This is a genomic window from Thalassomonas sp. RHCl1 (assembly GCF_947387555.1).
Classification (GTDB): domain Bacteria; phylum Pseudomonadota; class Gammaproteobacteria; order Enterobacterales; family Alteromonadaceae; genus Thalassomonas.
This window is the reverse complement of record NZ_CANDNZ010000005.1, coordinates 396,397-410,104: the sequence shown is the minus strand read 5'-3', so window position 1 is coordinate 410,104 and position 13,708 is coordinate 396,397. Positions and strand designations below refer to the sequence as shown.

The window sequence follows — 13,708 nt, the reverse complement described above, 5'->3', positions numbered from 1 at the left end:
GGAGAGTCATTTTGGATTTTTTGTACGAATACGGCATGTTTTTAGCCAAAACCGTGACCTTAGTGTTGGCGGTGGTGGCCATTTTAGTGGCGATTACTGCTACGGCCATTAAGCAAAAACATAAAAAAGGAGAGCTGGAGATCACGGATCTGTCTGCTGAGTTTGAAGATGTTGAGCAGGATATTACCCATCAGCTGTTGTCGAAGGAAGAATTGAAGAAAAAGGAAAAAGCCGATAAAAAACAGGCGAAAGAAAAAGCCAAAGCAGAAAAAAATGCTGCTAAAGATGAAGATGCCAAGCAAGAGCCCAGGCTGTTCGTGGTTGACTTTAACGGCAGTTTGGATGCTCGCGAAGTAAAAGGCCTGCGAGAAGAAATTAGTGCCATTTTATCTGTGGCCACTAAAGAAGATGAAGTTTTTGTTCGCCTGGAAAGTGGCGGCGGCATGGTGCATGGTTACGGCCTGGCGTCATCCCAGCTTGATCGCATTCGTCAAAACGATATCCCGCTGACGGTTTCCGTGGACAAGGTAGCCGCCAGCGGCGGTTATATGATGGCCTGTGTTGCCAACAAAATTATTTCTGCTCCTTTTGCCATCTTAGGCTCTATCGGGGTCATTGCCCAAGTGCCTAACTTTAATAAATTGCTGAAAAAGCATGATGTTGAATTTGAACAGCTGACCGCAGGTGAGTTTAAACGCACCTTAACCATGTTTGGTGAGAATACTGAAAAAGGCCGTGAAAAGTTTGTTGAAGAACTGGAAGAAACCCATGAGTTATTCAAGGACTTTGTTAGCGAGCACAGACCAAGCTTGGATGTTGCCAAGGTGGCCACAGGCGAGCACTGGTTTGGCACGAAAGCAAAAGAGCTGGGGTTAGTGGATGAGATCCAAACCAGCGACGATTACCTGCAGGCTGCCAGTAAAGAGCGTAAGGTGGTGGCAATAAAATTTGAAACCCGCAAAGGTTTTGCGGAAAAGCTTACCAAAGCCGCTTCGCTTTCAATTGAAAATGTTATCGGTAAATTGTGGCAAAACAACCGTATCTTTCCCGGTTAATTTAGGTCTATTGAGCAGCAGGTGAACTAAGATGGATAAGATCTTTTGGCATAATTGTTGGGAGCGTAATACCCTGGGTTTCCATCAGCAGGAGATCCATCCATTTTTAAATCGTTACCTGGAAAAGCTGTTACGGGATGAAGACAAGCATGTTTTGGTGCCGTTATGCGGTAAATCGCTGGACATGGCCTGGCTTGCCGAACGCATGCAAGTTAGTGGCGCCGAGCTCAGTGAAATCGCCTGCAGGGACTTTTTTCAGGAAAAAGACATTCCCTATCAAAGCCGGCGTGAAGGGGATTTTCAGTTATTTTCCTACGATAACCTGAATCTGTGGCAGGGAGATTTCTTTAAGCTTGCGCCAAAGCTGTTGTCCGGGGTCGACTGGATTTATGATCGTGCAGCGCTTATTGCTCTGCCCGAAGCGATGCAGCAAGCTTATGTTGATAAGCTGCTGAGCTTTATGACGGAAGATACCCGGATATTACTGGTGTCGGTAGAATATCCTTGTGAAGAAATGCAGGGACCTCCTTTCCCGGTTTTTGAACAAGACTTACGGCGTTTGTTTGCTGTCAATAAAAAGCTTAAAATTGAGAAACTGGCAACCTTACCTCATGAAGATAAACGCTTTGCCCAACGTACCTTTGATGTCAGCTCCCTGGCAGAAACCTTATACCTGATCAGTTATTAAACGCTTGGGATGGCGCAGAAAGATTAACAGCAAGCGCGTTTATCGCCGTTATCCTTTTACTGAGATAATCCTTCCTTATTCATTGTCTTTGGCCAGGTATTTGGCTGAAATTGCTCAGTGAGTTCGTTTTATTATTCATTTAAAGTAAATAAAAAGGTTAATTAAAAGTAAAACAGTTGTTTATTTGCTATTGATCTCTGTGTGTTCTTCTTTTAATCTGGCTGCATTGGAAATAATAACAATAAGGACAATATTGATGAGCGAAAAAAGCAGTTTTCTGGGTAAAGTGAAAGAGGTGGCCAGTTACGTACTGATCATCGGGCTAGGTTTAGGTCTCGGCCTGGCGGGGAAAAGTGCCTGGGAGTGGTATAACCAGGTCCCTGCCTATATAGAAACAGATACCCGGGAGCATTTTGCCAATGTCAGCAATAAGGTTGTGGTTTATACCACCCAGTGGTGTGGCTTCTGTAAACAAACGAAAGAGTTTTTAAACAAGAATAATATTGCCTTCCTGGAGCGGGATATTGAACTTGGTGATAACAAGATTGACTCTCTATATCAATCGATAGGCCAACCCGGCGTTCCTAAAATTGTAATCGGCAATAAAATTATTAACGGTTTTAATCTAGGCTTAATTAAACAGGAGCTTGGCGAGCATAACTTGCTGTAATTCCTGCCTGTATTGAGTGTTTTCTTAAAAAAGATCTGTTTGTATTAGGAAAACACTCCCAACCCTTGCTATCCCTTTCTTGTTTGCACTTAAGTATATTGCCCTCTTAGAGCATAGGGCGGATTTTGATGGAATTATCTTGGTAATGTGATGAAAAATATCTAATGTTTTCAATGTTGTTGCCGATATAGAAACTAACCGAATCATTTTTAGTTTCACCAGGGATGGCAATGAACACCTCGCTTGATACGTTAATATTTAACCCTGCTTTAAGTGATCCTCAGCGTCAAATTTCATCACTTGCTGCTACTGGCGAGCTGTCTGTGAATAGCCAGAATAATGGTGCAATATCTGTACAGACCAGGGAAAAGTTTATCAGCGCCATTGAGGAGTATGAGGCGGTCAATAAGCTGTTAAAGCAGCAGTTGCAGCAGGAATTTTCAAACGCAAGCACTATATCTCAGGAGCAGATAACCGCTGTTCCCGGCTATGATGCCAAAGCCGAAGAACTGGCAGTGCATTTTGTTACCCGCAATGTTCAGCATGGCTTGAAACGGGGCAGCAATGCCGACGAATTAACCGAAATTATTAATCAGGCATCAGAAAATGTTCGCAGCGCTTATAGCAATACCAGTGGTATTCTTGAGGCGCTGGGCCAGCTGGGGCCGGAGCAGAAATCTTTTATCAGTAAAAGTGAATACCGGGTAGAACGGGCATTAACCAGTTTTTCCGAGGCTATTTACCGGGATGAACGGGGAGAGTCTGATCAACAGTTATTTGAACTGAGCGTAAAAACCCGTGAAGGGGATGTGATTGATATTCAGTTTTCTTCAAGTCAGGGCTATGAACAAGCATCGGGTCATACCCTGGACAGCTTTGAGCTCAGCTATGAGGTTGACGGAGAGCTGTCGGAGCAGGAGTATCAGGCACTGCAGGGAGTCTTTTCCCAGGTCGGTCAGCTGGCAGATGACTATTTCCCCGGTGACCGGCCCTCCGGTTACAATATTTTTGGCGGCGGAGTCAGTGGTCATGATTTTACCCTGGATGTTTTAAAGGATTTTGATACCGAACAATTAGCCGGTGTCGATCTATCGATTGGCCTCTGGGAAGGCGGTGAGGGGGATTTACGCACCGAACGCCTGGATTATAGCTATGCCTTTGATGCTAAAAATCAGCAGCAGAGTCTTAAACTTGACTGGATAACATCCGGTGCCCATGAGGTCAGTTTTGACATCGACAGTTCAACCATAGGCCGTTTGGATCAAGCCCAGTTGGCTCAATACCTGGACGTTATTGATAACAGTTATGAGGAGGTCAGCAAGAGCCAGTCTTCCCGCTATAATACCTTAACGCCAACGGCCCTGGAAAGTTATAAAACCGCCTTATCCAGTCTTTTCTCACTGGCAGATCAGCATACCCGGCAAATGGACTTTAGTGAGCTTGAATCGGCTGATAAAGGCCGGCTGGCCGCAGAGTTAACCAATGACATGATCGAGACGGATTCCCGCTATCAGGCCATGGCTGATGATAAAGCGCATGTTTTTAAAGAAGGTTTCTCTTTGCTGGCTGACTTTAACAGCAGTTTTGTTGTCGGTGAGGAAGATTACAAGGGTCATATCAACCTTGCCCTGAAGCAAGAAACCAGCAGCTCTCAAAGCCTGGATTATACCGGGGTAGAACAAACGAAAGCTTATGATGTGACTACCTTACGGGGTTACGCCGAGACCGGCAGTAAAATCCTGGATACCTCTGAGCAATATAATATCAAAGCGGCAACCAAAGGCGGTAATGTCGTTGCCGTGGACCAAGAGCAAAAGTTCGATAGCAAAGAGCAAACAGCTGCTTATGTCGGTGGTGGTATTTCTACCGGTAAGGAAACCGTGACAGAAAGTATTGATACCAGCAGTTTACGCTTAATTGAAGATATCTGGACACAGGATATCAGTCATAATAAAGACACGACAACCGAGTCGAAAACCTTTTATGGCGAAGAAGTGAAATATCAATCGCGAAAGACCAGTCAGGAAGCCAGTCAAACCAGTACTATAATTGCAGATATTGATAAGCTTAAAGACAATAAGTTTATGCGGGAAAAATATGCGCCACAGCTGCTGAAGACCAATCAGTTTATGTTAGAGGTTTAAGATTATAAGTTGAAAGGGGATAGGTTTGAGAATAATGCCGGTTACTCTTTCATATCCAGAAGGCCATAAGATATATCCTGCATATAAAAAGCCGCAATCCTTTAAGGATTGCGGCCTGTTCGGGCAATAAAGTTTACTGCTCTTTTAAATGGTGGAAATCAATTTCTTCTATTTGGGTGCCGGCTTTATCGTCCAGGTAAATATCCTTTTCAAATTCCCCTTCGGTTTTACCGACTATTAAGGTCACCATGGTATCGCCTGTAACATTGACCGCGGTACGGGTCATATCCAGCAGGCGGTCAACGCCGATGATCAGGCCAATGCCTTCCACCGGTAAGCCTACCTGCTCCAGTACCATGGCCAGCATGATAAGACCAACGCCGGGAACCCCTGCGGTGCCGATTGAAGCCAGGGTCGCGGTGAGGATCACCATCAGGAAGTCAGTGATGCTCAAGTCGACATTAAAGACCTGGGCAATAAAGACAGTGGCAACCCCCTGCATAATGGCGGTGCCATCCATATTAATGGTGGCGCCTAGAGGTACGGTAAAGGACGCAATGGAGTTTTTCACCCCCATTTTCTTGGTCGCGGTCTCTAACGTTACCGGTATGGTGGCATTACTGCTGGAGGTGGAAAAGGCGAAGACTATGGTATTGCGCATTTTTTTCAGGAATACCAAAGGGTTCAGACCGGTTAGCACTTTTAGGATCACCGGGTAGGTAACCAGGCCGTGTACCAGTAAGGCGAAAAACACCACCAGGAAATACACCAGCAGGTTGCCAAAGGTTTTTAGGGAAACATCGGTGAATAAGCCTGCCAGCAGACAGAATACGCCGTAAGGGGCGATATTCATTAAAATAGCCACCAGGCGCATGATCACTTCGTTCATATCGGTGAATATTTTCGCTACCCGCTCGCCCGCCTGACCGGACAGGGCAATGGCAATACCAAAGAGTAAGGCAAAAATAATGACTTGCAGCATATTCCCCTGGGCAAAAGAGGCAAAGGGGTTGCTGGGGAACATGTTGATCAGTACCTGAGCCAATGAAGGGGCTTCTTTGCTGGCAAAGGTGGTTTCTGAGGCCATATTGACCCCTTCACCCGGGCTGACAAATAACGCCAGCGACATGGCAAAGCTGATGGCGATAGCCGTGGTCATCAGGTATAAGCCTATGGCCTTGCCGCCGATGCGTCCCAGTTTACTGGTATCTTTGAGCGAGCAGGTGCCGCAGATCAGCGAGACAAAAACCAGGGGCACCACCAGCATGCGTAAACTGGCGACGAAGATTTGTCCGATGACTTCAAAAACGCCGTCAACGAAAAATCCCCTGACGGAAAAGTCAAAAAGATAGAGGGGAATAACTAAGTCGGAGCCGTTGGGCATGATAAGTTGCAAAAAGGCGCCGGTGATAATACCGGCAATCATAGCAATGACGATACGAGTGGTTAAATTTGTATGTTTCACAGCTGTCCTGTTTATTTAAGGCGTATTATTTTTATCGTGGGCATAGATTAACAGGTAATGAGTTTTTTAAAAACCTTACCACTAAGGCTTTTTTTGGTCTGCTTCTGCCGTTTTGCCTTATATGGGTCTAAGCTAAAGAGGGTTTACAATAAAAATTAATGAGGGACTTTATGAAACTGCATCAAGGTTTTAGCTGTTTTGCGTTATTCATTATCTTAATGGGCTGCGGTGGGGGCAGCTTAAGTGACGATGGCGGAGGGGGAGGTGGGGAAACCCCGGACGAAATCACGGTAACCCTGGCCATTTCCAGTGAAATGGTTTCTGAGCAAAATCCGGCAACCATTACCGCCACGGTCAAACAGGGCAATACCGCCTTAGCCGGAAAACTGGTGACCTTTACCCTGGATAATGCCGATTTAGCCTTTTTTAATCCACAAATCGGTACCGCCAATACTCAGTCTAACGGCGAAGCCACCATTATTTTAAATGCCGGAGAAACGGCCGGGGCCGGTCAGGTTACCGCCACAGTAGCCGAGGTGGATCCGGCCAATATCAGCTTTACCAGCCAGGGGGACGGCAATACCGGCGGCTTGCCGGACTTGGCCGATATCAGTTTATTTGCCAGCAGCCAGCAAATCGCTTCCAGCGGCGCGCAAAGCATTACCTTAACCGCCATTGCCAAAGATACCAATAATAACCTGCTTGATAACGTTAATGTCACCTTTACCGCCGATTCCGGGCAAATTGAGGTTGTCAATGCCATTACCGGGGCGGATGGCCAGGCAACGGCGACCCTGAAAACCGAAAACGAACCGACGAACCGGATTATTACCACCACCGCCAGCAGTAATTTTATTACCGATAGCGTCAGTGTCCAGGTAGTGGGTACAACGGTCAGTTTAACCGGTTCAACTTCATTAGCCATAGATGATGATAATAGCTATATTATCAAAGTGTTGGACTCTGATGGTATTGGCATTGCCAATACCCAGGTGAACTTATCCCTGACCAATACTTCTACCGAAACGCCGGCAGGGGCGGTGGCCCAGCTTGCCATCGCCGATTCCGTCACTACAGATTTTACCGGGCAAACCTCGGTAGAGGTGACCGGGATATCCGGCGGCACTAACAGCATTATCGCCACATCCCTTGGGGCGACCGTGAGTCAAAATGTCGCTGTGCAGGGAGATTCCTTCCTCTTTACTACTTTTGATGATGGTAACGGCACTAGTGTTGATCCTTCTGCAGTGCCGGCGGTGACCATTCCGGATGTATTGCTTTCTGATAGCGCTTCTTTAACCTTAACCTGGTTACGCTCCGGGGTTGCTGTGCCGGATGGCACCCAGGTGAATTTTACTTCTACCCGGGGGAGTTTGGTGGCATCATCGGCGACTACCGTCAATGGCCAGGTAACGGCATCCCTGACTTCAGATAATGCCGGTAAGGCCCTGGTGACTTTTACCGGCACGGACGATGATATCGTTTTGAATAACCAGCTGGAGTTTGAGTTTATTGCCGAGTCAGTCGATACCATAGTTGCCCAGGCACTACCCAACTCGGTGGGACCGAACGGGCAAACCTCAACCATATCTGTGATTGTTAAAGATGCCAATGGCAACCTGGTGAAAAATAAAGACATAGACTTCACGCTCACCGATACCAATGGCGGTACGATTTTTCCTGCCAGTGCCATTACTGACAGTAACGGCAGTGCCTCAACGATTTATACTTCAAATAATGTCTCTGCACAAAATGATGTCTCAGTGCAGGCCACAGTGCGGGACAACCCCGCTAAAACGGATACCGTCACCTTAACCGTGGCGGACCGGGAGGTGTTTATCGCAATAGGCACGGGTAATGAAATCATTGAAATCGACAGTACCAGCTATAACAAGCAATTTTCAGTGTTTGTTACCGATATCGACTCCAATCCGGTGGAAAATGTCGATCTGACGGTATCGGCGATTCCCGAGCGATTTTATAAGGGGATCTGGGTTAAGTTCTTTGAAAATGGTGAATTCGTTACCTGGAAAACCAACGGGCCGGATCCAGATACCTATTCAGATAGCTTTCCCTGCGTCAATGAAGATACCAATATAAATGGTATTTTAGATCCCGGTGAAGACACCAACGGCAACGGCCTGTTAACCCCGGGCAATGTGGTTGCTGCCCAGGGGGAGGTAACCACGGACAGTCAGGGAGGGGCGGTTATTGATATTATCTATCCGCAAAGTTTTGGCAATTGGATTGATATCAGACTTATTTTGTCGACTCAGGTGAATGGCACTGAAAGCTCTACCCAGACCATATTTACTTTACCTATGTCTGGTGTTGACCTCTTAAGCGAAGACATTATCCCGCCTGTTTCGGGCGTTGGCCTGAACAGTCCTTTCGGCGCTCTGTCAGACTGTACTAATGCCGATTAATTTTTGGCTATTGAGTTATTAAAAAGGCCAGTGCTTATCATTAAGCACTGGCCTTTTATTTAACCTGCCGAAATTTGTCTGTTATTTTGCTATTTCGTTCAGTAAGAATGCGGATATTTCTGCGCCCGCCGCAAGTGTTTTCTCGGCGCTGCTCGCCCCTAAGCCAGAGCTGTCGGTAAAAGGAGCAATTTCCATCATATCGCCGCCGGTAATAGGATAAACCGCTGCCAGGCTTTTTAAGATTTTCATGGCTTCTTCCTGATACAAACCATCCGGCTCAGGCGTGCCGGTAGCAGAAGCGACGCTGTCATCCAAAGCATCGATATCAAAGCTGACGTATAACTCATCGATATTTTCCCCTTCCAGCTGGGCAAGGATATCAGCGATGATCTTATCGACACCGTTTTCACGTACTTCATGGGCCCAGTGCTGTTTCACGCCGAACGTACCTTCCCAGTGGGATTTAGGTCTGCCGCTTGAGCGGATCCCCACCTGAATCAAGTGGTTGTTGGCATGTAAGTCGTCCAGGATGTGGGTACACCAGGAGCCAAAGCATAAGTCAATCCCCAGGCGCTCTACCAGCAGATCGGTATGGGCATCAAAATGAATGATGGCGGCACGTTTGCCCTGGGCTTTTTTCGCCTGCAGGTAAGCTTTGGTTAACGGGTAACTGATGGAATGGTCGCCGCCGATACCAAAGATGCCTTTCTCCGGGAAAGTCTGGTAGAAGTCATGCAACACATCTTCGGTCAGGGATAAAGGACTGACCGCATAAGGGCTGTTTTCATCCTGGTATAACGCTTTGCGGCAGTTGGCGATTGTTGCTTCGTTTAAATATTTATCATGCAGCAGGTGAGGAATGACCCGGATATCCCCCATATCAAAGGCGGATAGTTGCGGGTAGTTGCTTAACAGAGTATTGCGCAGGAACAAAGGCCCCCAGTTTGCGCCACGTAAGATGCCGCCGCCACAATCTGAGGCGATGCCCATGATCACGGCTTTTGAACTTTCAGGCAGTCCGGTTAACGAGGTTTGCCATAAGGAGTCAATATTCTCGCTTTGTCCGAATAATTTCTGGTGCAGTTGTTCCTTGCGTTCTTTCGCTGTATTTACGGTAAAAACACCATTTCCCGGGGGGCATAAGCAATGTTGAAGTTTCTGTTGTAATGCAGGCCATAACGCTGTCATATCATTTCTCTTTCAATTAATTTAACTGCGATTATTCACAAGTGATAGTCGTCTTGTTAAAACGTGGATTAGGGGGCTGGCGTTGTTACTTCACCTGTTTTTTATCAGAAAAAGCAGGTTGAATTGATTTTATTGTGATTCGCCTCTTAAGTTTTCCCGCAAAGTCTATTATGATTGCGCCGGAAATACTGGCAACATTATAACGAAAAGCAGAAAATAGGCGAATATTAAAAAATAATTACTTGTCACTTTGCATAATTACGGATATATATCTAGTACTTACTTATATGAGGTACTAATAGAGTTACTGATAACGAGTTACATTATTTATATGATTTTTAATCATATCGTTACTTTAACCGGGTAATTTGATTCAGATAATTTTACATTAGAAATTTTGCTCTCGTTAGTTAAGGGGTATTCGCAAATTTTATTTATCACTCATGGTTGAAAAAAGTTAGACAGATTTTTTAGCATTCAGTGGTCTACACCATGAATTTTGGCGGCAATGTCGCCAGCTCATCAGGAATTAAAAAGTATATGGCAAAATCTCTGGTAATTGTCGAGTCACCAGCCAAAGCAAAGACAATTAACAAATACCTTGGTAAAGACTTTGTTGTGAAGTCAAGTGTCGGTCATGTCCGTGATTTGCCGACCAGCAGTACCGGTAAAAAAGTTGCTGCAAAATCTCCCGCCGAAGTGCGCAAAATGTCACCGGAAGCGAAAGCGAAATACAGGCAAAAACGTGACAAGCAGGCCTTAGTTAACCGTATGGGTATAGACCCTGAAAAAGACTGGCAGGCAAATTACCAGATCCTTCCCGGCAAGGAAAAAGTGGTCAATGAACTGAAAAAACTCGCTGACACGGCAGATACTGTCTATCTCGCAACCGATTTGGATCGCGAGGGAGAAGCGATAGCCTGGCACTTAAAAGAAATCATCGGCGGCAGTGACGAAAAGTTCAGGCGCGTGGTGTTTAACGAAATCACTGAAAATGCCATTCAACAGGCATTCTCTACCCCGGGTGAACTCAGTATGCCCGGTGTTAATGCCCAGCAGGCAAGACGTTTTCTTGACCGGGTTGTCGGCTTTATGGTCAGTCCGCTGTTGTGGAAAAAAGTAGCCCGCGGCTTATCTGCCGGCCGGGTGCAGTCGGTTGCCGTTAAGCTGGTGGTCGAGCGGGAGCGGGAAATCAAGGCTTTTATCCCGAAAGAGTTTTGGGAAATCAATGCCGATACCCGTACAAGTGATGCACAGCTGCTTAACCTTGACGTTACCCACGAAAACGGCAAGGCCTTTAAGCCGACCAACGAAACCGAGGCAAAACAAGCCCAGGCAATACTGGAAAGTGCCCTGTTCAGCGTCAGTAAGCGTGAAGACAGGCCTTCGAAAAGTACGCCTTCAGCGCCTTTTATTACCTCTACTTTACAGCAGGCCGCCAGTACCCGTTTAGGTTTTGGCGTTAAGCGTACCATGGGGTTGGCACAGCGATTATATGAAGCCGGTCATATTACCTATATGCGTACCGATTCAACCAATTTGAGTAAAGATGCGGTTGAGATGTGCCGCAACTATATCAGCGAAAGTTTTGGTGAAAACTATTTGCCGGAAAAGGCAAAAACCTACGGCAGCAAAGCGGGGGCTCAGGAAGCGCATGAGGCGATCCGCCCGTCGAATGTCAAGCTGGAATCGGCCTTTATGTCAGATATGGAAGCCGATGCCAAAAAACTCTATGATCTGATTTGGCGCCAGTTTGTTGCCTGTCAGATGACAGCTGCCCGTTATGATGTCAGCACCCTGACCGTCAGTGCCGATAAGTTTGACTTAAAAGCCAAGGGCCGGGTGATGAAGTTTGACGGCTGGACCCGGGTTCATCCGCAGTTATCTAAAGGCGATGATACCCATTTACCGGATATTGCCGTGGGCGAAGTATTAACCCTGGACAAGCTGACTCCGTCCCAGCACTTTACTAAGCCTGTGGCGCGTTTTGGTGAAGCATCCCTGGTTAAAGAGCTGGAAAAACGTTCAATCGGTCGTCCTTCAACTTATGCTTCTATTATCTCCACCATCCAGGATCGCGGTTATGTGCGTCTGGATAAAAAGCGTTTTTATGCGGAAAAAATGGGTGAAATTGTCACCGACAGTTTATCGAAAAGCTTTGAAAAACTGATGAGCTTTGATTTTACCGCTAATATGGAGCAGGAGCTGGATGAAATTGCCGAAGGGCAAATTGACTGGAAAACGGTACTAAATGAGTTCTATAAGAACTTTACCGATAAATTAAGCCTGGCGGATAAACCCGCAGAAGAAGGCGGTATGCCCAGTAATGAACCGGTCACCACGGATATTGATTGTCCTACCTGTGGCCGTAAAATGGGTATAAGAACTGCTTCTACCGGGGTGTTCCTGGGCTGTACCGGTTATGCCTTGCCGCCAAAAGAGCGCTGTACCACCACAATGAACCTGACTTCGGGTGAAGAAGCGGTGAGTGTGCTGGCGGAAGATCAGGAAACCGAAGCGCTGCGCGCCATGCACCGTTGTCCTAAATGTCAGACGGCGATGGACAGCTATTTAATTGATGAAACCCGTAAATTACATGTTTGTGGTAATAACCCGGTATGTGACGGTTATGAACTTGAGCAGGGTACCTTTAAGATCAAGGGTTATGACGGCCCGGTACTGGAATGTGATCGCTGCGGCTCGCAAATGGAATTGAAATCCGGACGTTTTGGCAAGTATTTCGGCTGTACTAACGAGGAATGTAAAAATACTCGTAAGTTATTGAAAAATGGTGAAGCCGCGCCGCCGAAAGAAGATCCGGTACAATTGCCTGAATTGCCTTGTGAGCAATCCGATGCCCACTTTGTGCTTCGCGACGGCGCTGCTGGTATCTTTATGGCTGCCAGTACTTTCCCGCGCTCGAGGGAAACCCGTGCACCGAAAGTGGCGGAGCTACAAAGGTTCAGGGATCGTATTTCTTCCAAGTTTTATTACCTGGCGGATGCGCCGGAAAAAGATCCTGAAGGCAATTTAGCCGTAGTGCGTTTCAGCCGTAAAACCAAAGAGCAATACGTGATGACGGAAGTCGAGGGTAAGGCGACCGGTTGGGTAGCGAAATATATCGACGGCAAATGGGTGGAAGAGCAGACGAAGAAGAAAGCGGCCGCCAAAAAGAAAAGCGCGGCTAAGCCCAAAGCGAAGGCAAAAGCCACTGCCGCTAAAGCTTAATGTGAAAAAGCTTTTTAAATGACAAATGCCGGTCAAATTGACCGGCATTTCTGTTTGTGGACTTTGTTATTTTATAAGTGCTATCCCATAAAGAGGGGAGGGCTAGCGGGCGTAATAGGCGAGAAACATGCCCACGGCATCTTGGGCTATTTGTTGTTTTTGCTTTGTATCCGGAATGGCTTGCCCCATGGTGATTTGTGGCCAGAAAGCGTTTGCCTTGATCAGGGCAATAAACTGGCCGGCGGCATAGGCAGGGTCGACCGGTTTTAATTTTTGATCTGCTACCGCGTCACGTATCCACTGCTCTAAACTCAATTCCTGCTCGTTAAGTTGTGCCATCGTACTGGCAGCTAACTCGGGGGAATGGATACACTCGCCAATCATGATTTTGGCAAGCGCCCTAAAATGCTCCGAGGCCAGTAAATCCAGTTCTTTATCGGAAAACTCCAGCAACTGCTGTGCTAATGGCAAGTTGCTCTGATAGCGGACACTGGTCGCCTGCGCCGAGTGATCAAACATCTGTTGGGCAATTGCCTGAAACAAGACTTCTTTGCTGGCAAAGTGATTATATACGGTGCGTTTGGACACTTGTGCTCTGGCCGCGAGGCTGTCCATGCTGGTGGCCCGAAACCCTTTGTCTTTAAATTCCTCGATCGCCGCGGCAATAATTGCGGCATGTTTACGTTCGCTTTGGGTTATTTTCTTTTCCATAACCGTCTCTATAAAAAGTCGTAACACAATTTTACACTAACTAGTTTACTTTTTAAAATGAATTAATGTACACTGCACAGTGTAGTTTACTTGTTTGATGCTTTTGGGGATTTAATGATGCTGAAATCCTTCG

The 13,708-nt window shown here is 46.6% G+C and carries 9 protein-coding genes; 6 read left to right on the top strand and 3 right to left on the bottom strand.

The genetic code is table 11. The annotated features are described in order from the left end of the window. Positions 1 to 11 precede the first annotated feature (11 nt). From sohB to QL234_RS16785, 4 genes are all read left to right on the top strand, one after another. The gene (sohB, locus tag QL234_RS16800) at positions 12 to 1,055 is read left to right on the top strand and encodes a protease SohB (protein ID WP_281558972.1); all 1,044 of its coding nucleotides are present in this window, start codon (positions 12 to 14) and stop codon (positions 1,053 to 1,055) included. 31 nt (positions 1,056 to 1,086) lie between these two features. Then, positions 1,087 to 1,743, top strand: a complete 657-nt coding sequence (locus QL234_RS16795) for a thiopurine S-methyltransferase (protein WP_281558971.1) — start codon at positions 1,087 to 1,089, stop codon at positions 1,741 to 1,743. A 256-nt stretch (positions 1,744 to 1,999) separates the two neighbouring features. After that, positions 2,000 to 2,413, top strand: a complete 414-nt coding sequence (locus QL234_RS16790; protein ID WP_053042984.1) for a glutaredoxin family protein — start codon at positions 2,000 to 2,002, stop codon at positions 2,411 to 2,413. A 230-nt stretch (positions 2,414 to 2,643) separates the two neighbouring features. Beyond that, entirely contained in the window at positions 2,644 to 4,557 is a 1,914-nt protein-coding gene (locus QL234_RS16785) for a hypothetical protein (RefSeq protein WP_281558970.1), read from the top strand. A 133-nt stretch (positions 4,558 to 4,690) separates the two neighbouring features. On the opposite strand, the gene QL234_RS16780 is transcribed toward QL234_RS16785, so the two are convergent. Next, a complete protein-coding gene (locus QL234_RS16780; RefSeq protein ID WP_281558969.1) occupies positions 4,691 to 6,022 on the bottom strand; it encodes a dicarboxylate/amino acid:cation symporter in 1,332 nt (443 codons plus the stop codon). Between the two features lie 170 nt (positions 6,023 to 6,192). Here QL234_RS16780 and QL234_RS16775 point away from each other — a divergent pair, with 170 nt between their 5' ends. Further along, complete coding sequence (locus tag QL234_RS16775; RefSeq protein ID WP_281558968.1) at positions 6,193 to 8,448, top strand: Ig-like domain-containing protein; 2,256 nt, start codon at positions 6,193 to 6,195, stop codon at positions 8,446 to 8,448. An 81-nt stretch (positions 8,449 to 8,529) separates the two neighbouring features. On the opposite strand, the gene QL234_RS16770 is transcribed toward QL234_RS16775, so the two are convergent. Further along, a complete protein-coding gene (locus QL234_RS16770) occupies positions 8,530 to 9,636 on the bottom strand; it encodes an arginase family protein (protein ID WP_281558967.1) in 1,107 nt (368 codons plus the stop codon). 540 nt (positions 9,637 to 10,176) lie between these two features. Here QL234_RS16770 and topA point away from each other — a divergent pair. Continuing rightward, positions 10,177 to 12,864, top strand: coding sequence for a type I DNA topoisomerase (gene topA / locus QL234_RS16765; protein WP_281558966.1), 2,688 nt, complete (start codon positions 10,177 to 10,179; stop codon positions 12,862 to 12,864). A gap of 102 nt (positions 12,865 to 12,966) precedes the next feature. Here topA and QL234_RS16760 read toward each other — a convergent pair whose 3' ends face one another. Then, entirely contained in the window at positions 12,967 to 13,575 is a 609-nt protein-coding gene (locus QL234_RS16760) for a TetR/AcrR family transcriptional regulator (protein WP_281558965.1), read from the bottom strand. Between the last annotated feature and the right edge of the window lie 133 nt (positions 13,576 to 13,708).